Raw genomic sequence first — 20,234 nt, forward strand, 5'->3', positions numbered from 1 at the left:
CGGGATGCAGGCCGCGGGACGCTACTCGCTGCGCTTGGCGACGAGTCGGTCCCGGACCTGACGACGGAGGACCTTGCCGATGAGCGACTTCGGGAGTTCCTCGACCTGCACGACTCGCTTGGGCACCTTGTAGGACGCGAGTCGTGAGCGGCAGAAGTCGCGGAGCGCGTCCGCGTCGAACGTGGCACCGTCGCGGAGCACGACCGCGGCGGTCACGTCCTCACCCCCGGAGCTGCGCGGCAGGCCGACGACGGCTGCGCCCTCGACGTCCGGGTGCGCCGTGAGGGCTTCCTCGACTTCGGAGGGGCTCACGTTGAAGCCGCCCGTGATGATGAGCTCCTTCTTGCGGTCGACGACCGTCACGAAGCCGTCGTCGGACACGGTGACGATGTCGCCGGTGCGAAGCCAGCCTCCGGCGAGGAGCACCTCGCGGGTCTCATCCGGCCGCTTCCAGTAGCCCTGGAAGACCTGCGGCCCGCGGATGAGGAGCTCGCCCGATTCGCCGGCGGCGCGGTCGATGCTCGGGTCGTCCGGGTCGACGACGCGGATGTGCGTGCTCGGGAACGGTACCCCGACCGTCCCGGGGCGCCTGGTCGGGCCGACCGGGTTGCCGAGCGCGACCGGCGAGGTCTCGGTCATGCCGTATCCCTCGACCAGGAGCCCTCCGGTGACCTCTTCCCAGCGTTCGACGGTCTTGACGGGCAGGCTCATGGCTCCGGAGATCGCGAAGCGGATGCCCGTGAAGCTGACCCCCTTGCGGGAGGCTGCCCTCGACAGGGCGTCGTAGATGGGAGGGACAGCGGGCAGGAAGGTCGGCGGGGAGCTCTTGGCCGCCGCGACCACGAGGTCGACGTCGAACTTCGGGAAGAGGACGAGCCTCGCGCCGATGCTCATGGCGAAGGTGAGGCACAGCGTCATCCCATACGCGTGGAACAGCGGGAGCACGCCGTAGAAGACTTCTCGCCCCTCGGTGAGCCCCGGCACCCAGGCGCGGCCCTGCGCGGCGTTCGCGCGCAGGTTGCGGTGGGTGAGGATGGCACCTTTGGGGCTGCCGGTGGTTCCGCTCGTGTACTGCAGCAGGGCGACGTCATCCAGTGCGGGCTTGGGCACTCGCTTCGAGATGCGCTTCGCATTCGCGACGCGCTCCCACTTGAGCACGCGGCGATCCGAGGGGGTCGCCGTCATGGCCTCGCGGGATTCGCGGGCCTTCGCGACGGGGAGGCGCAGAGCGAGCCGCTTCCCGAATGGCAGCGCGCTCGTCATGTCAACCGCGACGATCGTGTCCGGGACCACGTCGCTCGGCAGCTCCGAGATGAGATCGGCGACCTTGTCCCACACGATCGCGATCTTCGCGCCGTGGTCCTCGAACTGATGCCGCAGCTCGCGTGCCGTGTAGAGCGGGTTGTGCTCGATGACGATCGCCCCGAGGCGGAGCGCAGCGTAGAAGGCGATGACGTGCTGTGGGCAGTTTGGGAGCACCAACGCGACGCGGTCGCCCGCTGCGACCCCGAGCTTGCGGAGGCCCTCGGCCGCACGAGCCACCTGCTCCCCGAGCTCGCCGTAGCTGGTCTCGGCGCCGAAGAACTCGAGCGCCGGCCGAGAGCCGAAGTGCTTCACCGAGTTCTCGAGGAGGTCGACGAGCGACTCCCGCACCTCGGCGATGTCGTGGGGCACGTCATCGGCATACGCGGCCAGCCAAGGCCTGGACGCGAGGTCGGACGTGCTGCTGGTCTCGTTGGCGTCGTTCACCGGGGTCCTTTCGACGAGCACGGCTGCGCGCACAGCGGTGCGCTCGAAGCCTAAGTCGCCGCGCTTGTGCTGAAGCCGTGTGTGCCGGAGTCTCTCCGGCTCCCCTCAGCGCGCATCCGCTTCCTCACGCGATCGACGAAGAACTCATAGTCCAGCCATAGGAAAGTGCTTCAAGCTACAACTATGAAGAAGCCATCGAAGAAAGCCACCATCGGTATCGTCATCGCGGCCGTTGTCGTGGTGATCGGCATCGCCGCCGCAGTGTTCGGCCCCATGATCTACCGTGACGTGATCGCCGAGCCCGCAGCCGAGGCGCCGGCCCTCGAGATCGAGTCGACGACCCCGAGCGCAGCCGACGCCAGCACGCTCGCCGGCTCGTGGACCGTCGCCTCCGGCTCCTACGCCGGCTACCGGGTGGATGAGGTGCTCAATGGCACGGACGTGACCGTCACCGGCCGCACCGAAACCGTCTCCGGCACGCTCACGACCACCGAGACTGAGCTCACAGCCGCCGACATCACGGTCGACGTCGCATCCATCGCCACCGACGAGGAGCGCCGCGACGAGTACTTCCGCAGCGAAGCGCTCGACACCGCCGCGAACCCCGAGGCGACCTTCACGCTCGACGAGCCAGTCGCCGCACTCGACGGACTCGCGGATGGCACGCAGGCGACGATCCCTGCCACCGGAACGCTCACGCTCAACGGCGTCAGCCAGCAGGTGACCATCGACCTCACGGCAGGCCTTGACGGTGACAACGTGCAGGTCGCCGGCAGCATCCCCGTGACCTTCGCCGACTACGGGGTCGAAGCCCCGAACCTTGGCTTCGTCTCCGTCGAGCCCACCGGGTCGGTCGAGTTCCTGCTCGTCCTCGAGCGCGCGTAGGCGCTGAACGAGCCCGAACCGCCAGCCAGCCGGCCGACTCCCCCACCGCACCTTTCCGCTGACCAGCTTGCGTGACGAGACCGGCTCCTCCGGGCCAGACCCAGCCCAGAGGCCAAGATTGTCACGCAAGTTGGCCATCGCGCTGCGTGGTGCGGGGGTCTGATCGTCCGGCCGCGCTGTCCCGTGGAGGTCCCAGGCGAACGCTGGTGACGGCGTCGGGCCTTGGCCGACGACGTTCGTCAGGTGCGTGCTTCGAGGGCGTCGAGCTTGCCCTGCAGCACGCGACGCTGCTGCTCGTTTGCGGTGAGCTCCACCGCGACGCTCAACTCGGATCTCGCTTCGTCGATCCTCCCGAGCTGCGAGAGCAGCTCCCCGCGCACGCTCGCGAGCAGCGGGCCACGGGCCAGGGCACCGGATGCGCCGAGCCGGTCGACGATGGCGAGTGCGGTTGCCGGTCCCGTCGCCATGGAGACGGCGACGGCCCGGTTGAGTTCGACGATGGGGCTCGGGGCCAGGCGTCCGAGGACTTCGTAGAGCAGGACGATCTGCGCCCAGTCGGTGTGCTGCACGGACGGCGCCACTGCGTGCCGCTCGGCGATGGCGGCCTGCAGACAGTACGTGCCGCGCCCCTTGCCGAGGGCGTCGGCTCTGGACAGAAGGGCGCGACCGCGGAGGATCGCCGAGCGGTCCCAGCGTCGCCTGTCCTGGTCGGCGAGGAGGATGGGGGTGCCGTCGGCCGACTCACGGGCCGCGAAGCGCGAGCTCTGGAACTCCATGAGGGCGACGAGTCCGAGCACCTCAGGCTCTCTGGGGAGCATGCTGGTGAGCGCTCGGCCGAGGCGGAGGGCTTCCGCAGCGAGGTCGGATCGCAGCCAGCGGTCTCCGGAGCTGGCCGCGTAGCCCTCGGTGAAGATCAGGTAGATGACGGCGAGGACGCCGCCGAGGCGCGGCGTCCACTCGCTCGGGTCGGGCGTCTCGAAGGGCACTTTGGCGGCGGCGAGGGTCTTCTTGGCCCGCACGATGCGCTGCTGCACGGTCGCGACCGGGATGAGGAAGAGGCGCGCGATCTCGTCGGTTGTGAGTCCGCCCACGATGCGCAGCGTGAGCGCGACCTGCGCCTCGCGGGAGAGCGCGGGGTGGCAGGCGACGAAGATGAGGCGGAGGACGTCGTCACCGATGGGCACCCAGGGGTCGCTTGCGGTCGCATCCGCGTCGCCCAGGTCGCGTGCGATGGCGCTGTAGCGGTCGTCGAGTCGCTCGCGGCGGCGCCACCCGTCGATGGCCTTGCGTTTCGCGACGGCGGTGAGCCAGGCGCCCGGGTTGACCGGGACGCCTGACTCTGGCCACTGGGTGAGCGCGTCGGCGACGGCTTCCTGCGCGAGGTCTTCGGCAAGGCCGACGTCGCCGACCATTCTCGTGAGGGTCGCGACGATGCGGGCGCTCTCGATGCGCCAGACGGCGTCGATGGCGGCGGCGGTCGCGGGCTGGCCCTGCGCGCGAGCGGCGACGTCGTCGCTGTCCGCTCCGTGGCCGCCGCCGGGCTCTGCCGAGATCATCGCCGAGGCCTCTGCCCGCGTCCGTGTCCGGGTGCGCTCAGGCGCCGGCCTGCTGCTCGCGCCAGCCCTCTTCCTTCTGGATGAACTCGTTGTCCTCGTGGCCGGCGAAGTCGCTCATGTCGGTGACGCGGCGCACTTCGAGCTTCGACCCCGGCCCCTGGAGCGGGGCGCGGGAGGCCCATTGGATGGCTTCGTCGCGGGTGGCGGTCTCGATGATCCAGAAGCCGTTGAAGAGCTCGTGGGTCTCGCCGTACGGGCCGTCGGTGACGACGGGCTGCTCGCCAGAGAAGTCGACGACGAAGGCGGTGCTGAGGTCGTCGGCGAGGCCCTCGCCTGCGAGGAGGACGCCGGCCTCCATCATGGACTCGTTGTACTTGCCCATGGCGTTGATGATCTCGGTGAAGTCGGTGTTCTCGTAGGCGTCCTTGGCTTCGTCGGTGGCACGCATGATGAGCATGAACTTCATGATGGTTCTCCTTGTCTGCAGCCCCGCAGGGCCGGTTGCAGGGTGCTGATCTGCACCCGTCTACTATTGCGTCGAACGGCGGCCGGGGAAATCGACACGTGCCGTGAATGTTCTTGAGAATCTTTTCTGGGGGCCGGTCGGCGCATCTTCAAGTCGGCTTGCTAGCTTCCGGGCATGACGAGCGATTTCGAACCACGGGTCGACCGAGTCTCGCGAGTGCTGCCGGCGAGCGCATCCAAGATCTACGGGGCGCTCCTCGATCAGCGGGCGCTGGAGACCTGGTTGCCGCCGGCGGGGATGACGGGCAGGTACACGCGTTTCGAGCCGCGGGTGGGTGGGCGCAGTGTGCTGGAGCTCACGTATTCGGAGGTTCCGGTCGGTGGTGGCAAGACAGCTGAGTCGCGGGATGTTTCGGAGTCGGTGTTCTTGGAGCTGGTCGAGGGTGAGCGCGTTGCCCAGCAGGTCGTATTCAAGTCGGATGATGCGCGGTTTGCGGGCACCATGACGATGGTGTGGGAGTTGGCGGAGTTTCCGGGTGGCACGCTCGTGACGGTCTCGGCGTATGACGTGCCGAGCGGCATCAGTCAGGCGGATCACGTGGAGGGCATTTCGTCGTCGTTGGAGAACCTTTCGACGTTTGTGGGTCGTTCGTGAAGCAGCAGGTGAACTTCGTGACGTTCGCGACTCGCGATCTCGACGATGCGCGGCGCTTCTACGTCGATGCGCTCGGTTGGGAACCGCTGCTCGATGTCGAGGGCGAGATCGTGTTCTTCCAGCTCGGGGCGGGGCAGGTGCTCGGGTTCTTCGATGCGGAGAAGTTCAACCGCGATCTGGGGACCGGTGAGGATCGTTCGCAGGTGTCCGGTGTGACGTTGGCGCACAACGTGGGGAGCCGCGAGGAGGTCGTCGCGGTGGTGTCGGCGATGGCGGCCGGCGGTGGGGTGACGTTGAAGGTGCCGCAGGAGGGTGACTTCGGCGGTGTGTTCCACGGCTTGGTCGAGGACCCGAACGGTGTCGTCTGGGAGGTGGCGCACAACCCTGGGTGGAGCGTGCTCCCCGATGGTTCGGTCGTGTTCGGGGAGGGCGAGTAGAGATCCGGGGTACCGGTACGCGGCCGACGCGGTCTCCGTGGGCGGGGTCGCTGCGTCGGCGACGGCGTCATCGACGGCGGGGTGGGCTGCGGGGGTCAACAGCGGGGCTGCTGGGGGTGCTCGTTGCAGTCGCCGACGGTGATGACGGTGTCGGCGGTGAAGAGTTCCAGCGTGACGGTGGTCGATGCGCGGTTGAGGGTTCCGGTGACGGGGATGTTCGTGCCGTTGGCGAGGGTCACGACGGCGGTGTAGACGACGGTGACGGATGCCTGGACCGTCGTCTTCTCGGTGTAGACGTGGCTCGTCTCGGTGGCGGTGAAGTCTTCCTGGCCGAGTGCTTGCCAGGGTGAGCCGGCTGTTGTCGTCTCCTGCATCGTGCCGTCGCCGTAGTCCCACCGGTACGTGGTGGGGGTGAAGGTCACGGTGATCGGGTGGCCGAGGACGCTCCCGGCCGCGGTGTGCTGGGCGGCGGCAGTGTAGAAGTTCGTGTGGGTCCCGACGATGCTCCACGTGGAGGGCTCGGCCGTGAGGGTCACGGATGCGGGCGCGAGGGTGAGCACGTCGCTGATCGTGAAACTCGTGGGTGGCCTCGGCGCGGTCGTGGTGGTGCCGCCTCCCCCGCCGCCGCCGCACTCCCTGCACTGCACTGTCGCCGGGGCGACGAGGGAGCTCACGGGGGATGCGAGCGCGTTCGCGTTCGGTATGAACGGAGGCGGGCCGCCACCGCCGCTCGTATCGTCTCCTGAGCCTCCGCCGTCAACCCAGCTGTCGTCCGGCGAGTAGTCATCCCCGGAGCCCCCGCCATCGTACGAATCAGAGGGACCCGGCTCACCCACGTAGGTCTCCTCGACGTTGACGGAAACGCCGCTCCCGTCATTCGAGACGCCAGGGTCGTCATCGAAGGTGAAGTCTCCCGCGACCGGCGCAACCCCCACTTGGGTCACGGCAAGCGCGGCGATCAGCAGAAATCTTCGCCCGGCCAAGGTTCATACCCGTCTACCTTGTAGGTTCCTTCGGACGAATCCACTACGGCTTCGACTGGAATCCGAATCCTGGCGTCGTCAGAAAGAACAGGTTGGCCATTTGAATCAAAGGGGACGTAGGAGGTGCGATCAAAACACGCATAGAAGCGAATTTCTACAACTCCCGCGCTGTCCTGCACCTGCTGGAGTCTGATGGCATCGGCGGTGGGAGCCCCCGTCACCACGTAGCCACGGTCAGCTCCTTTGCCGTGCGACTCCTCGATGGTGGCCACCATGTCGGCGGTCGCAACTACTTGGAGTTCCTCCAAAGTCAGCTCATTGCGCATGAAAGCACCTTGCGCTTCAAGAAGTTGCGGATATAGTTCCTCCACGATCGCCAGGGCTTCCTCGTTACTCGGCAGGACCGCAGTTGAGGCCGACGCGGTGGGGCTCGGGGGCGGGCTCGATGTCGTGCCTTCGTCGGGCGCGCATCCGCTCACACCGGCAGCCGCCCCGAGACTGAACATGACGAGCAGAACGGCGCCGATGGCCCGCCTGCGCTTCCCCCTTGGTTGCATGGCCGTCAAGGTAGCCGCTCTCGAAAATGCTCGCAGAAGTTATCCACAGATCGAAGGTTCGGGCCGCGTGCTGGGTAGCATCGTGGGGTGACGAGCCCCAGCGATTGGATCGAGCATCGCCGTGGAGACGGTGAGCTCCTCGGTTGGATGCGCCCGCACGGCGATGGTTTCGTGGTCATCGATCTGCTCGGACGGGAATGCTCCGGGGAACTCGACTGGTTCGAAGCTGAGACGCTCATCGAAGAGACGGGCATCGGCTATCTCGCCGACCCCTACGAACTGCGCCTCGGGGGCTGCGAATGGGTGCGCGTTCGAATCACGGAAGTCTCGGTGAGCCAGGTACGTGTCAAGCTCGAGGACTGGGGCGACGTAAACGTGCCCACTGTCGAGCACGTTCTTGCCTTCCCGCCTGGGGATGACCTTCGGCGACACGAACCGCACAAGCCAGGCATGTGAAAGATGTAAAGCGGTGCTCGGATCAGACGACTCAGTCGGCAGTCGAAGTTGACTCCCGATGCACGATCTGCCGAGTATGAATACGCTCCACCGCGTCTCCAGATCCGTCAATCCGCGCGAGAAGCGCTTGCAATGCGTCCGCGGCGACCAGGTGGGCGTCGCCACTCACCGACGAGAGGGACGGAGTCACATAGGGCAGTACATCTATGTCGCCGTAGCCGAGCACCATGAGGTCGTCCGGGACGCGGATGCCGAGTTCGCTGGCGAATCTGCAGACGCCGAGCGCGAGCTCGTCGTTGACGCAGAAGACGCTTCCGTACGCTCGCAGCCCCTCTCCTATCCCGCTTGCGGCAGCGTAACCGGCCTCGAAGTCCATGCTCTGCCCGAGTTCGTAGAAGCGCGAGTCGTCGCGCAACGTCGGAAACTCGAGCAGAGCGCGGCGCACTCCGATCGACCGTTCTTCTGCCAGGTAGGACCGTTCAGATCGACCGATGAAGAGGAGCGGACGATGCCGAGCCCGCAGCAGTTCTCGGGCAGCATCTTCAGAGGCCCTCGCATCGTCGAACTGCACGGTAGACCACTGTGCTTCCGGGAGCTTCTGGCCGATGACGACGAGCGGAACCGTCGCGGCCAGACGTTCGAGCGAATCGCGTACGTCGACTCCATCGAGCCGGTCACCTGTCGCGATGATCATCCCCGCGAGCTTCAGCGTCCGTGCGCTCTCGGTGTGCTCGATCAGAACCCTGCTGTTGTGCTCGAGGTCGTAGACGACCGTGGTGTAGCCGTGCTCGGTGATCGCGTTTCGAAGCTCGCGAATCAGCTTCACGTACCAGGGTTGCGAAATGCTGGCGACAGCAAGCCCAACGGTCTTGCTGCGACCCCGCCGTAGCGTGGAAGCTGACACGTTCAAGCGGAAGTCGTGGCGGTCGATGACCGCCATCACGTGATCACGAGTCCTTTCGGAGACTTTTGCGGAGCCGTTGAGGACTCGCGAGACTGTCGCCGTGGAGACTCCTGCCTCTCTGGCGATGTCAACCACACCGACGCTCTTCATAGCCTTGGAGTCTAGGCCGGATCGACGGGGTGCTTGGCGAGCGGATGCACGGTGAGGTCCATGTAAGGCCAGACCGGCAGTGCGCTGAGTATCCCGTGCAGTTCGGTTGCGTCTGCGGCCCTCCAAAGGCCCCAGTTCTCACGGCGGCCAGGAACCCTCCACATCCGCACAAGCGTTCCAGCATCGGCGAGTGTCGCAGCCATCTGGCGTTCTGCGACGGACAGCTCGTGGATTGTCTGCGCCGGCAAGTCTCGCGGCCATTCGATCTTGATGTTGACCAGGTACTCGTTCATCGTGTCCCGACTTTCGTTCGTTTTCTTATGGAATGGGCGAGGACTGCTGCATTGCGACCGGGGATGCCCGTGACATAACCACCGGGCCAGGTTCCCGCCCCGCCCAGCACGATTCCGTGGTTCAGCAGCTCCGCGCTGAGCTCGGCACCGGGTCGCTCACCGAGCATCTGCGTGGGCAGCATGTCGCCGTGCGTGATGTTGCTGCCCGTGAGGTTGTACTCGCGTTCGAGGTCGTGCGGCGAGAACCAGTGGGCGTCGGTCACTCGATCGGTGAGCCCTGGCAGCCTGGGCTCGAGCTCCCGGAGGCACCGATCTACGAACTCGTCACCGTGCTCCCGCCAGTGGTCATGTCCGAGGCTGTGTGGCGCGTGCCACACGTTCAGGCTGAGCAGATGTTTGCCGTCAGGAGCGAGGCCGGGCGACCCGAGGCTTGGGATGAGACCCCAGATGATTGGCGCGTCGGACGCCTTCCCGGCGAGGCCGTCGTCGACTGCCTTCGTGATGTAGGACGAGCTCGGCCCGATCCGGAACTGGGCTTCGAGGAGGGTTTCGATCGGCACGCCAGGAGGCGCATCTGCGAGTCCGGGCAGGCCGTCGAGAGCGAGACCGATCTTGAACGCGGATCCAAGCGGCGGTTTCGGCCAGCACGACTCGTCGAGTGTTGCCGACGGCAGAAGTGCGCGCAGTCTGGAAGGCTCCAGCGTGACCACGGCCGCATCGAATCCTGTGAGCCGTTCTCCTGTGTCGAGCACCACAGCCGACACGTGCTCGTCTGCATCCAGCTCGATGTTGGTGACGGCGCTTCCGGCACGGATGTTGACACCATTCGCTCTCGCCGCGAGGGCCAGAGCATCCACGATCGACCCCATAGATCCGAGCGGCAATCCAACGGACCCACGAAGCGGGGAGTCGCCGATGCCCAAGACATCCTGCGCGGACGAAGCCCTCGAGATGGGCCGCATCAACAGCCCGAAGGCGGACCCCGGCGACCGGGGAGAGACGAGCTGCCCGTTGAGTGCGAGCATCATCATGAGGCTCTTGGCGGCGTCGCTTTTCAGCGACTCGTCGAGGAGCTGCGAAAGAGATCCCTCGACGCCTATCTCGAGGAACTCGACACGACTGCTCGCGTCCATGGCGGCCACGACGTCCTCGAGGGTTCCCGGGGCATCCCAGACTGAGAGGCGCGTGGACGCGCCGACTCTGTCCAGCCGCTCGATGAGGGCGCGGTGACGCTCGGCTTCACCCTCACTGAATGCGTCGAGCTGCGCAGCGACCCGTGCCCGGTCCCTCCAGCCGACGAACAGCCCGTCGTCCATGGGGTGCAGAAGCGTGATTTCTGGGAAGTGAAAGCGCAGACCAAACCGGTCGAGTTCTAACTCTTGGATGATGCGACCTTCGAGAGAACCAGGCGAGTTGGTGATGGATGCCGAATAACCGGGCATGTACTCGATGCGACCGACGACCCCACCGAGCTGTTGGCGTGCTTCGATCAGCGTCACTTGGGACCCGGCGCGGGCCAAGTAGTTGGCCGCGACCAGTCCGTTGTGGCCGCCGCCTATGACGACGACGTGCGAGTTCATGCGGTCGGCTTGTCGAAGATCTGGTCGAACAGGCGAAGCCAGTTACCCCCGAGCACTTTGTCCAGATCGGCGTCTTTGAAGCCAGACGCCCGCATCGTCTCGACGAGCGTAGGGAAGGCGGTCGGTGATTCGAACCAGGTCGGCCACTCGACGACTGGCTTCGCTTCGTCGATTGGAACGGGGCTCTCCCGAGCCCACCGTCCCATGCGCCACCATTTGACTGCCTCGATTCCGTACCCGGTGTAGAAGTCCGTGCCGAGGGCCACATGTTCCACGCCCAAGGTGTCAACGGTCCACGAAATCATGTCGACGAATTCCCGCTCGGTCGTCTGCATTCCGTTCTTGAGCATGCGCACGTATGGGCTCAGTCCGACGACCCCGCCGCGGGCCGCCAGTTCCCGAAGGACCAGGCTCGATTTCGGCCGTCGGTTCAGCTCGACATCGGCACCGACGAATTCGAGCGGGTTCGCGTGCGTGACTGCAACTGGCTCGCGGCTTGCCTCGATGGTGTCGAGACAGGTGCGTTCCGAGCAATGCGAGAGATCGATGAGCATGCCGACGTCGTTTAGTTCTTTGACGAACTGGCGGCCAACGTGGGTGGAGAGGCCTGCGTCCTCGTCTTCCCAGCAGCCCGCCGCGATGCTGTTCTGTGTGTTGTAGGTGAGCTGAGCGATGCGCACCCCCAGGTCGTGGAAGACCTTGACGAGCCGAATGTCATCCTCAAATGGCGCTGTGTTCTGGAAGCCGAAGACGACGGCAGTCCTCCCGGATGCGACGACGGTACGGATCTCCGCGGCCGTGCGCGCCAGCGCAACAAGGTCGCCGTTCTCAGCGAAGAGATCGTTCCACTGACCGATGACGCTGAGCGTTTCCCTGGCCGTCTCCCAGACCGCGAGCGTCACGTGCACGCAACCAACGCGACCGTGCTTCCATTCGAGGAAGCGCTCTCTGGATGGCTTGCTGTATTGAAGGCAATCGACGACGATTGCGCGAGTTGTCGTTGTTTCCATGTTCTGCGTCTCTGCTTTCTGCCTGAGGCGTTTTGCCTGAGCGGGTCGGAGGGCCTAGGCGAGCCCGAACGGATCGGCGGCCGGGGCGAAGTCCTGCACTATCGACTTGGTCTGCTGGAATTCTCGAAGCCCTTCAATGCCGTTCTCTCGACCAATGCCCGACTGCTTGACTCCCCCGAACGGCGTCTGCCAGTCCATACCGCGGTAGGTGTTGAGCCACACTGTGCCGGCGCCGACGCGTTGGCCGAATCGTCGCGCGCGCGACATGTCGGTGGTCCAGCATCCGGCCGCGAGCCCGAAATCGGAATCGTTGGCGATTGCGATCGCTTCTTCCTCGCTGTCGAACTCGATCAGTGTGAGCACGGGGCCGAAGAGCTCGGTCTGGCAGATGTCAACGCTGTTACTGGCGACCTTCAGTACGGTCGGTGACATCCAGTAGCCACCGTCGAAGGGCGCCGGGAGCTCCGGAACGTCTGACCCTCCTGCCAGCACCTCGGCTCCGTCGGCCTGCGCCTGGTCGATGAGAGAGCGGATGCGCTCTGCTTGCTGACCAGAGACGAGGGGTCCGAGGTGTGTTCCAGGGTCCGCGGGATCGCCTAGGCGCAGGCGGGCGACTCGTTCGAGAAGAGCTGCCGTGAATTCGCCCGCGATCCCGCTGTGCACCAATACCCGGGATCCCGCGACGCAGGTCTGTCCGGTGGCGGAAAAACCACCTTGTACGACGGCCGTCACTGCGTCGGTGACCGATGCGTCTTCGAAGACCACGTGGGCGGACTTCCCACCTGCCTCGGCGACGAAGTGTCCGAGCCTGCCCGAAACGGCGGCGCCGACGCGCCGAGCAGCTCCGGTGCTCCCGGTGAAGGAGACCATATCGACATCGGGATGCTCAACGAGGCGCTGGCCGACTTCAGTGCCTCCCTGGACGATCTGGAGGACTCCGTCCGGGATTCCGGCGTCGCGAGCGATCCGGAGGAGGACGGTCGTGGACGCTGGCGAGTTGATCGGTGGTTTGATGATGACCGAGTTGCCGGCTGCGAGTGCTGGCGCGAGCTTCCACACGCCGAGCGAGAAGGCGCCGTTGAAGGGTGTGACGAGTGCGACGACGCCGAGAGGCTCGTGGGTGACGGTCGCGTCCTTGGTCGCCGACATCTGGATGCGGGCATCCCTGAGGGTGCGCAGCAGTGCCGCGCCGTACTGCCACCAACGCGCGCTCACGGCCACCTCGGCCCTGGTCGCTGCGATCGGCTTGCCATTCGCGAGAGTCTCGTACTGGGCGATCTCGTCGACGTGTTCTGCAATTCCCAGACCGATCCGATCAAGGACATCGGCCCTCTGCATGGCGGTGAGTGACGCCCAGTCGCCGGCACGGCGCGCGGCCACAGCGTTCTCGACAGCGAGGTCAACGGTGTCCTCGTCCCAGGTCACAGTGCCCCAGGCGCGTCCAGTCGCGGGGTCAGTGAGGACTTCTGAGTTCGCCCGAGGGGCTGCGCCTGTTCCCAGGATGGAGTGGAACTGCGTGGTGGATACGGTGTGGCGGGTCAGGATTGAGGTGGTCATGTGCGCCTCTCGGTTCGGTTCATGAATGCGGGGTGAAGGTGTTCTGCGTCTCAACTGCGGTTTCGGAGCATGAACTTTCCAATGAGTTCGACCGCGTAGTAGAGCAGCAGGCCCATGGCGGTGAGCACGACGAGGTCGGCGAAGAGGAGGTCGGTGCGGAGGTTTCCCTGGGTGACGATGAGGAGGTAGCCGAGTCCTGAATCGCTGCCGACGAATTCCCCGACGATGGCCCCGACGATGGCGAAGGCGATCGCGAGCTGAAGGCCAGTCATGATGTGCGGCAACGCGCTTGGGAACCTCAGGTAGCGGAAGACCTGCCATTGGCTGGACCCCATGGATCGCATCAGGTCGACGGAGGAGTCCTGCACCGATTTCATGCCGAGCGTCGCATTGACGACCACGGGGAAGAACGCCATGACAAAGGCGATGAGGGCGGAAGTCGTCATCCCAGTGCCGATCCAGACCACCATGAGGGGAGCGATGGCGACCTTGGGGATGACCTGGGAGGCAACGACGATCGGGAAGATCGCGGCTCCGACGAGTGGCCACATGACGATGACGACCGCAAGCGCGATGCCGACGACGGCGCTCAGAGCGAAGCCGATCAGCGTTTCGACGATGGTGACGCCAGCGTGCCCCATGAGGAGCGCCCAGTTGTCTACGAGCGATGCGCCGACAGCCGAGGGTGCCGGGAGCAGGAACGCCGGCACCTCAGAGAGCCGGACCCCGATCTCCCAGATCGCGACGATGGCGACGAGAGTGACCGTGGGGGCGAGCCAGGGTGCCCGACGCATTAGGGCTCCGAAGCCAGCTCGGCGTGATCGCGCGCGGTCCAACGGCTGCTGGGAAGCGCTGGCCCTGACCAACATCGGGACCGTGTTCTGGTTGACGACCATGTTAACTGGCACCTCTCGACGCGGGGACGTTCCCGAAGACGCCAAGCGATTCGAAGATCGCCGTGGTTTCGGCGACCTTCTCCAGGAAGGCAGGTTCGAGTCTGTGGTGGAGGACTCGGGGTTTGGAGGTCTCTATGCGGACTTCCGCGGCGACCTTTCCCGGCCGCGCAGACATGACGTAGATGCGGTCAGACAGGAACACAGCCTCTGGGATCGAGTGCGTGACGAACACGATGGTCGTTCCAGCCTTTTCGGCGAGTGCAGACAGGTCCATGGAGATCTGATCTCGGGTCATGGCATCCAGCGCAGCAAACGGCTCATCCATCAGGAGGAGGCGAGGTGCGTGGAGCAGACCTCTGCAGATGCCGACCCTTTGCTTCATCCCACCGGACAGCTGGTGCGGAAAGCTATCCCCGAAGTCAGCCAAACCGACCTGCTCGAGGAGTTCTCGTGCCCGGGCTTCGACGGCTGCGGAGCGGGTCTTTCGCACGTCCGCCTGCAGCAAAACGTTCTCGAGGACAGTTCTCCACGGCATGAGGAGGTCGGTCTGGAAAACGATGCCAAGCTCGGGGTGGGGCGCGGTGACGTCCTCTCCGTCGATCTGGAGTCGCCCCGACGAGGGCGCCTCGAGCCCGCCGATCAGGCGCAGCAAGGTGGTCTTGCCGCAGCCGCTCGGACCGAGGAGCGAGACGAACTCACCGGGGGCGACGTGCAAGGTGACGTCGTCAAGCGCGACGACGTCCCCTTTTCGGGTTCGGTATGTCTTGGTGACGTGCTCGCTCGTGATCTCGATGGGTCTCATGACGCAACTCAGCTCGCGGGGAGGTAGTCGTTTGTGAACATGGAGTCGGGCGCCCGGTCGCCTGTTGCGTCGCCGTGCTCCTTGAGGATCGAAACGGTGGACTCCCATTCGCCTGGGACGTTCCTCCCCCACTCGGCGTCGTCGGTGGGCGTCACGAGCGGGAGCCAGAGGTCGAGCTGCGACTCGCAGTCGTCCTGCAGCAACGCACCGTCAGCCTTCGCAACCAAGGTCTCGCATGCGGCGGCCGGATCGTCGATTGTGATCTGCAGCGCTTCCCGGTAGGCGTCGAGGAACTTCGTGATCGACTCGGGGTTGGATTCGATGTACCCGTCGCTGGACACAAAACCGTGGTCAAGCATCTCGAGCCCAAGCTCCGAGTAAGAGAGGCCGCTTGCTTCTTGGCCCTGCGCTCTGGCGTTGCTCACTGAGAAGTAGACCTGGCCGCTGATGGCGTCTACCTCGCCGGTCATCAGGGCCGCGAATTTGCCGTTCGCGGGAAGATTGACGATCTGCACCTCGTCTTCGGAGATGCCGTTGGCGCTCAGGAACGCGCCAACCAGCGTCGAGTCGGAGCCGCCCGGTGTCGATCCGATGCGCATCCCTCTCACATCGTCCGCAGACTCGAGGGGGGTTCCCTCGAGAACGGTCAGGCCGCTGGCATTGCTCGCCTGAACTTTGGCGACTGACGTGACCGGGACGCCCTGCAACATCGACGCCGCGGCGGTCGAGAGATCTGCCCACGCAATGTCAGTCTTGTTTGTTCCGACTTCGATGAGAGCATCCCCGGAACCGCCCGGGAGTGTCTCGGTCACGTTCAGACCGTGAGCCTCGTAGATGCCTTGCTCTTCGGCGACGGCGAAAGGGGCGTGGTAGGCAACGTACGTGCTCCAGTCGAGGGAAAGGCGCAGATCCTCCATCGCACCTGCGTCGGTACTCGTACTGGCGGGGGCACCGCCGGAGCAGGCTGCAAGTAGCCCGCCACTGGCGATGAGGGCGGTCGCGATCATCAGACGACGACCATTGGTGGGTGTCTCGGTGCGCATTGGAGCTCCTTGGGTTGGGGGAACATGCAGCAAATGTAAACGTGTACATAACCTAGCCATCCACCCGCGGGGCAGTCAAGGAATCAAGGTGAGCGAATGTAAAGGTTTACATAACTGAAACGAGTTCAAGCAACGCCACTCGCGTCCCGATGTTGCGCCAGGAAGAATGCGCGTCGACGCGGTCAGCCTTCTCCGCGTTGCTTGGTCCCTTCCCTAGGCTGGCTCCATGCCCCGCACTCTGATCCTGCTCCGTCATGCCAAAGCCGAGCATCCGATGACGATCGACGACCGCCAGCGTTCGCTTGCTGACCGTGGCGTACGTGAGGCCGCGGAGGCGGGCGACTGGCTGCGCGAGCACGCGCCCAAGGTCGACAAGGTGCTGTGCTCCCCCGCTGCGCGCACGCGGCAGACGTTGGAGACTGCTGAGATCCTGGCACCGGCCGAGTTCCCGAGTGCCCTGTACATGGGTGGCGAGGACGACTACCTCCAGCAGGTCAGGGAGACCGACGCCGAGGTGCAGACGCTGCTGGTCATCGGACACGAGCCGACCGTGTCGGGCACGGCGATCGCGTTCGCCGCCGACAAGGAGTCGGACCTGGCGCGGGAGATCCGCCACGGCTACCCGACGTCAGGCATCACCGTGCTGACGTTCCACGGTGAATGGGATGCCCTGCGCTGGAATTCGGCGAACATCACCGCGTTCCACGCACCCCACTAGGCCCGTCTCGCGCGGCGGCTCGCATCCACACGACAAACGCGGGTTCGTTCGCCACCGGAGCGTCATCTGCCGTGTGGATGCCCGGACCCGCGCCTTGGGTCAGGTGGACGCGCGCGACGTTCGCCGTGCGTCCGCTGGCCGCAGCGCCATGCCGACGAGTGGGAACAGCAGCACGGAGAGCATCCCGGCTCCGACGAGCGACGAGGCGAGGGCGGGATCGAGGACCTTCTGGTCGACGCCGATGGCGGTCACCGCCACGATGATGGGCAGCGCGGTCGCGCTGAGGAGCCCGAGGCTTGAGCGCTCGCGCGGCGCCGCACCCTTGGGCGCGACCAGCTGCGCGGGGATACCCCTGATGACAAGCAGCAGCGCGAGGAACACGGGGAGCAGGATGAGCGCCTGCGCGCTGCCGAGCAGCGCGTCGAGGTTGAACGTGACGCCCGTGTAGATGAAGAAGAGCGGCACGAGGAAGCCGAACGCGATCGCCTCGATCTTGCTCTCGACCTGCTCGCGGTCCGCCTCGGGCGCGCTGCGCATGACGATCTGCCACATGACGCCCGCGGCGAAGGCGCCGAGGAGGATGTCGAGGTCGAGCATGGCGCTCAGCGCGACGAGGCAGGCGAGCGTGAAGATGACCACCCGCACCGCGAACTGGCCCGAGGTGTGGAGGCTCGCGCTGACGAGCCGGTGCAGGTGCCCGTGCTGCATGCGTACCGCTACGAGGATCGCGACGCCCGTGATGACGACGAACAGCGCGAGCACCAGCGCCGAGATGCCCGGCGAGCGGGTGCCGAGGAACACAGAGATCGCGACCAGGGGTCCGAACTCGCCGACGGCGCCCATCGCGGTCGTCGCCTTGCCGAACGGTGATCCGAGCTCGCCAGCGTCGCGGAGGATCGGGATGAGTGCGCCGAGCGCCGTCGAGCTGAGCGCGATCGCGATGATGACGGCCGCCTCCCCCGGCGCGATGAGGAATCCGGCGGCGAGCCCCAGGCCGAGGCTCACGACCCACGCGAGCGACGCCTTCCCGAGCAGTCCGCCGCCGAGGCTGCGGAAGCGGATCTCGTTGCCGGCGACGAAGAAGAGCGCCGCGAGGCCGAACTCGGCGAGCCAATCGAGGAGGACCGATTTCTCGACCCAGCCGAGGAAGCTCGGCCCGATGGCGATGCCGAGCAGCAGTTCGAACACGACGATGGGCACCTTGACCCAGGGCGAGATGCTGCGCGCGAAGAGGGGAGCCAGCACTGCGAGGGCCGGGATGAGGAAGACCCCGGGTTCCGACACGCGCTCAGCGTAACAGCGGGGCGCGAGGCGACCGGAGGGTCGCACGAGGCGTCTTCAGGCGTCGGACGCGTAGCGTGAGACCGGGCGGCGCGCGCTCATCCACCACCCCGACCTGCTGGGAAGGCTCCCATGAAGCTGCACACGATCACCACCGGCGACGGACCGAAGAAGGTCGCGTTGGTGCACGGCATCGGTGCGAGCGCCGAACTGTGGGGTTCGCTCGCCGAGCGCATCGCGGAGTCTGGGGAGTTCACGGCGATCGCCGTCGACCTGCGCGGCCACGGGGACAGCCCTCGGGCCCAGAGCTACCGTCTCTGCGAGTTCGTCGACGACCTCATCGAGACCCTGCCTGGCGACTTGCACAGCGCGGTCGGGCATTCGCTCGGGGGCGCCCTGCTCGTGCGCGCCGTGCCGCGACTGCTGCCGAGGCACGCGATCTACCTCGACCCCGGCTTCAAGCTCGGACTGCCGAGCGAGGGCGCCGGCGCCCGCGTCTTCTGGGCGCTGTCCGGGGTGACGCTGCCGCTTGTGATGCTGGCCAGCGCAGCGACCGGCACCGGCGACAGCAAGCGCTACTCGGAGGCGACGCGTGTGCTGGACAAGCGCGCGAAGCAGCGCTTCGACAAGAAGATGACGGTCGGCATCTTCGATCAGATCACACACGCCCCCACCGCCTCCGCGGCCCCGGTTGTCCCGTCGACGCTGGTGCTCTCGGCGGAGGGCAAGGCGGTTGCCCCTGCGCCGATCCCTGCCGAGCTCGAGGCGCTGGGGTGGGATGTGCGTCAGCTGCCGCAGGTCGGGCATCCGTTCTGGCTGCACGACGCCGACGCGACGTTCGGCGCGATCCTCGACGTGCTCTGACGGGGCAGCCGGACGGGCTCGAGCGGCTCGAGCAGATGCGCGCGGGCACTTCTCCCCGGCGCGAACTCGCAGTTACTCCGGCCCACTCCCCTAGGCTGAGCGGCACGTCGATGAAGGGGTGCGCATGCTGTCCGTCGAGTTCCCGAGAGATGTCATCTTCACTGCGGCTCTGTTCGGCTTCGCGACGTTCGTGTGGGCCGGGTGGGCGCAGGAGCGTCCGCGGCACTGGGCGTGGCGCATCGTGTTCGGCGTGCTGAGCCTCGCCGGCGTCGCACTGGTCGGCATCACCCTGCCGACGGCGATCCGGAACTGGACGAGCGCGACGGCGCTGCAGGTCGACTCGGTGCCGTTCACGATCTACATCGTCATGGTGGCGCTCGAGGTGGTCGGCGGTCTTATCGCGGCGTTCATCCTGCTCAGGCGCAAGAAGGGCGAGCTGATGGCGCCCGTCATGCTGCTCATCGTCGGGGTGCACTGGGTGCCGATGATCTGGGTGTTCGAGCAGCCGTTCCTCGCACCCGTCTCGGTCTGGACGATCGGGGTGGCGATCGCGACGTTCTTCCTGCCGAGCGAGAAGCAGGCGCCGAGCTTCTGGTGCGGCATCCTGACGGCTCCGGTCTTCCTGATCACGGGCATCATCTTCGCGATCGTGGGTCTCAACGAGTTCGCGGGCATGACCTGCGCCTGCTGAGCGCGCGGAGAGCTGACGTTGAGCGGGCCGTGATTTCGCGTTCACGGTGCCCACGGCCGCCCGCGGACTGGGCATAGCATCGGCCGTCATGGAGTTTCTTCCGCTTTTCGCGCTGGCCGCGCTCTTCGCCGCCGCCGGCGTGTGGCAGGCCGGTTGGCCCGCATCCGCCGCTTCGACGGGGCAGCGGTGGATGTTCCGCGACCGCGAGCCGAACTGGAGCGACGCGTACCTCGGCTACGTCAGGTTCGGCGGCGTGGTGCTCTGCGTGCTGGCGATCGTCGCGACGGGTGTGGCGTTCACGTTCACGTTCCGTGCGACGCTCGCCGAGCGGTGCGAGTCGGAGTTGAAGCCGGCGCTGGATGCGACGCGCAGCGACGTGGGTTGGACTGCGTCGTCGATGGAGGCGTTCGCGGCCGAGCACGAGCTGGACCTGCAGACGGGCACCACGAAGGTGGATCTGCCGGAGCTGCCCGACTTCGGTTCCGTCTACGGGCTGGACACGGAGGCCCCTTCGAAGCCGACACCGCTGGTCACGACGACGTACACGTTCTCGACGATGGGGACGGCGGTCGTGGCCGCGTCGGTGCAGACGGGCGGGTACGAGTCGTCGCGGCCGGAGCCCGAGGCGGACTCGGCGGTCTGCATGCCGTGAGCCGCGCATCCGGTGCCCCGCCCTCTGCGAGGTGCGCCGGCTTCGACCCG

Annotated in this window: 22 protein-coding genes; 8 read left to right on the forward strand and 14 right to left on the reverse strand. The window is 66.2% G+C overall.

All coding sequences use genetic code 11. The annotated features are described in order from the left end of the window. Positions 1–21: 21 nt before the first annotated feature. On the reverse strand, positions 22–1,749 hold the full coding sequence (locus HDC34_RS10945; protein WP_179556856.1) for a long-chain-fatty-acid--CoA ligase: 1,728 nt from the start codon (positions 1,747–1,749) through the stop codon (positions 22–24). A gap of 183 nt (positions 1,750–1,932) precedes the next feature. Here HDC34_RS10945 and HDC34_RS10950 point away from each other — a divergent pair, with 183 nt between their 5' ends. Next, positions 1,933–2,634, forward strand: coding sequence for a YceI family protein (locus HDC34_RS10950; protein ID WP_179556857.1), 702 nt, complete (start codon positions 1,933–1,935; stop codon positions 2,632–2,634). A gap of 239 nt (positions 2,635–2,873) precedes the next feature. Here HDC34_RS10950 and HDC34_RS10955 read toward each other — a convergent pair whose 3' ends face one another. After that, on the reverse strand, positions 2,874–4,190 hold the full coding sequence (locus tag HDC34_RS10955; protein WP_179556858.1) for an RNA polymerase sigma factor: 1,317 nt from the start codon (positions 4,188–4,190) through the stop codon (positions 2,874–2,876). 37 nt (positions 4,191–4,227) lie between these two features. After that, positions 4,228–4,656: a YciI family protein gene (locus HDC34_RS10960; RefSeq protein WP_104311782.1), complete on the reverse strand. Its 429-nt coding sequence runs from the start codon at positions 4,654–4,656 to the stop codon at positions 4,228–4,230. 216 nt (positions 4,657–4,872) lie between these two features. Between HDC34_RS10960 and HDC34_RS10965 the strand changes: the two genes are divergently transcribed. Beyond that, a complete protein-coding gene (locus tag HDC34_RS10965; RefSeq protein WP_218854955.1) occupies positions 4,873–5,310 on the forward strand; it encodes an SRPBCC domain-containing protein in 438 nt (145 codons plus the stop codon). After that, positions 5,307–5,747 (forward strand): VOC family protein, encoded by a 441-nt coding sequence (locus HDC34_RS10970; protein WP_151423333.1) that lies wholly within the window; start codon positions 5,307–5,309, stop codon positions 5,745–5,747. The genes HDC34_RS10965 and HDC34_RS10970 overlap by 4 nt, the downstream gene beginning before the upstream one ends. A 95-nt stretch (positions 5,748–5,842) precedes the next feature. Here HDC34_RS10970 and HDC34_RS10975 read toward each other — a convergent pair whose 3' ends face one another. After that, complete coding sequence (locus HDC34_RS10975; protein WP_179556860.1) at positions 5,843–6,691, reverse strand: hypothetical protein; 849 nt, start codon at positions 6,689–6,691, stop codon at positions 5,843–5,845. Positions 6,692–6,705: 14 nt separating this feature from the next. Continuing rightward, complete coding sequence (locus HDC34_RS10980) at positions 6,706–7,287, reverse strand: hypothetical protein (protein WP_179556861.1); 582 nt, start codon at positions 7,285–7,287, stop codon at positions 6,706–6,708. An 87-nt stretch (positions 7,288–7,374) separates the two neighbouring features. On the opposite strand from HDC34_RS10980, the gene HDC34_RS10985 reads away from it, so the two are divergent. Next, positions 7,375–7,743, forward strand: coding sequence for a hypothetical protein (locus HDC34_RS10985; protein WP_179556862.1), 369 nt, complete (start codon positions 7,375–7,377; stop codon positions 7,741–7,743). 31 nt (positions 7,744–7,774) lie between these two features. Here HDC34_RS10985 and HDC34_RS10990 read toward each other — a convergent pair whose 3' ends face one another. From HDC34_RS10990 to HDC34_RS11025, 8 genes are all read right to left on the reverse strand, one after another. After that, the gene (locus HDC34_RS10990) at positions 7,775–8,797 is read right to left on the reverse strand and encodes a LacI family DNA-binding transcriptional regulator (RefSeq protein ID WP_179556863.1); all 1,023 of its coding nucleotides are present in this window, start codon (positions 8,795–8,797) and stop codon (positions 7,775–7,777) included. Between the two features lie 11 nt (positions 8,798–8,808). Continuing rightward, entirely contained in the window at positions 8,809–9,090 is a 282-nt protein-coding gene (locus HDC34_RS10995; RefSeq protein WP_179556864.1) for a muconolactone Delta-isomerase, read from the reverse strand. After that, the gene (locus HDC34_RS11000; protein ID WP_179556865.1) at positions 9,087–10,670 is read right to left on the reverse strand and encodes an NAD(P)/FAD-dependent oxidoreductase; all 1,584 of its coding nucleotides are present in this window, start codon (positions 10,668–10,670) and stop codon (positions 9,087–9,089) included. The genes HDC34_RS10995 and HDC34_RS11000 overlap by 4 nt, the downstream gene beginning before the upstream one ends. After that, complete coding sequence (locus HDC34_RS11005; protein ID WP_179556866.1) at positions 10,667–11,680, reverse strand: membrane dipeptidase; 1,014 nt, start codon at positions 11,678–11,680, stop codon at positions 10,667–10,669. The genes HDC34_RS11000 and HDC34_RS11005 overlap by 4 nt, the downstream gene beginning before the upstream one ends. 54 nt (positions 11,681–11,734) lie before the next feature. Continuing rightward, entirely contained in the window at positions 11,735–13,237 is a 1,503-nt protein-coding gene (locus HDC34_RS11010; RefSeq protein ID WP_179556867.1) for an aldehyde dehydrogenase family protein, read from the reverse strand. Between the two features lie 50 nt (positions 13,238–13,287). After that, positions 13,288–14,031, reverse strand: a complete 744-nt coding sequence (locus HDC34_RS11015) for an ABC transporter permease (protein ID WP_179556868.1) — start codon at positions 14,029–14,031, stop codon at positions 13,288–13,290. A 103-nt stretch (positions 14,032–14,134) separates the two neighbouring features. Next, a complete protein-coding gene (locus HDC34_RS11020; RefSeq protein WP_179556869.1) occupies positions 14,135–14,935 on the reverse strand; it encodes an ABC transporter ATP-binding protein in 801 nt (266 codons plus the stop codon). Between the two features lie 8 nt (positions 14,936–14,943). Next, positions 14,944–15,978, reverse strand: a complete 1,035-nt coding sequence (locus HDC34_RS11025; RefSeq protein WP_179556870.1) for an ABC transporter substrate-binding protein — start codon at positions 15,976–15,978, stop codon at positions 14,944–14,946. Positions 15,979–16,204: 226 nt separating this feature from the next. Here HDC34_RS11025 and HDC34_RS11030 point away from each other — a divergent pair, with 226 nt between their 5' ends. Then, on the forward strand, positions 16,205–16,696 hold the full coding sequence (locus tag HDC34_RS11030; protein WP_179556871.1) for a histidine phosphatase family protein: 492 nt from the start codon (positions 16,205–16,207) through the stop codon (positions 16,694–16,696). A gap of 99 nt (positions 16,697–16,795) precedes the next feature. Here HDC34_RS11030 and HDC34_RS11035 read toward each other — a convergent pair whose 3' ends face one another. Beyond that, on the reverse strand, positions 16,796–17,980 hold the full coding sequence (locus HDC34_RS11035) for a cation:proton antiporter (protein ID WP_179556872.1): 1,185 nt from the start codon (positions 17,978–17,980) through the stop codon (positions 16,796–16,798). 129 nt (positions 17,981–18,109) lie between these two features. Between HDC34_RS11035 and HDC34_RS11040 the strand changes: the two genes are divergently transcribed. The 3 genes from HDC34_RS11040 to HDC34_RS11050 all read left to right on the forward strand — a co-directional run bounded on the left by HDC34_RS11040 (position 18,110) and on the right by HDC34_RS11050 (position 20,184). Continuing rightward, complete coding sequence (locus HDC34_RS11040) at positions 18,110–18,841, forward strand: alpha/beta hydrolase (RefSeq protein ID WP_179556873.1); 732 nt, start codon at positions 18,110–18,112, stop codon at positions 18,839–18,841. A 124-nt stretch (positions 18,842–18,965) separates the two neighbouring features. Then, positions 18,966–19,532 carry a hypothetical protein gene (locus HDC34_RS11045; RefSeq protein WP_179556874.1) on the forward strand — a complete coding sequence of 189 codons (567 nt, stop codon included), beginning with the start codon at positions 18,966–18,968 and terminating at the stop codon, positions 19,530–19,532. A gap of 88 nt (positions 19,533–19,620) precedes the next feature. Then, complete coding sequence (locus tag HDC34_RS11050) at positions 19,621–20,184, forward strand: hypothetical protein (protein ID WP_179556875.1); 564 nt, start codon at positions 19,621–19,623, stop codon at positions 20,182–20,184. Positions 20,185–20,234 lie beyond the last annotated feature (50 nt).

Source organism: Pseudoclavibacter sp. JAI123, assembly GCF_013409665.1.
GTDB lineage: Bacteria > Actinomycetota > Actinomycetes > Actinomycetales > Microbacteriaceae > Pseudoclavibacter.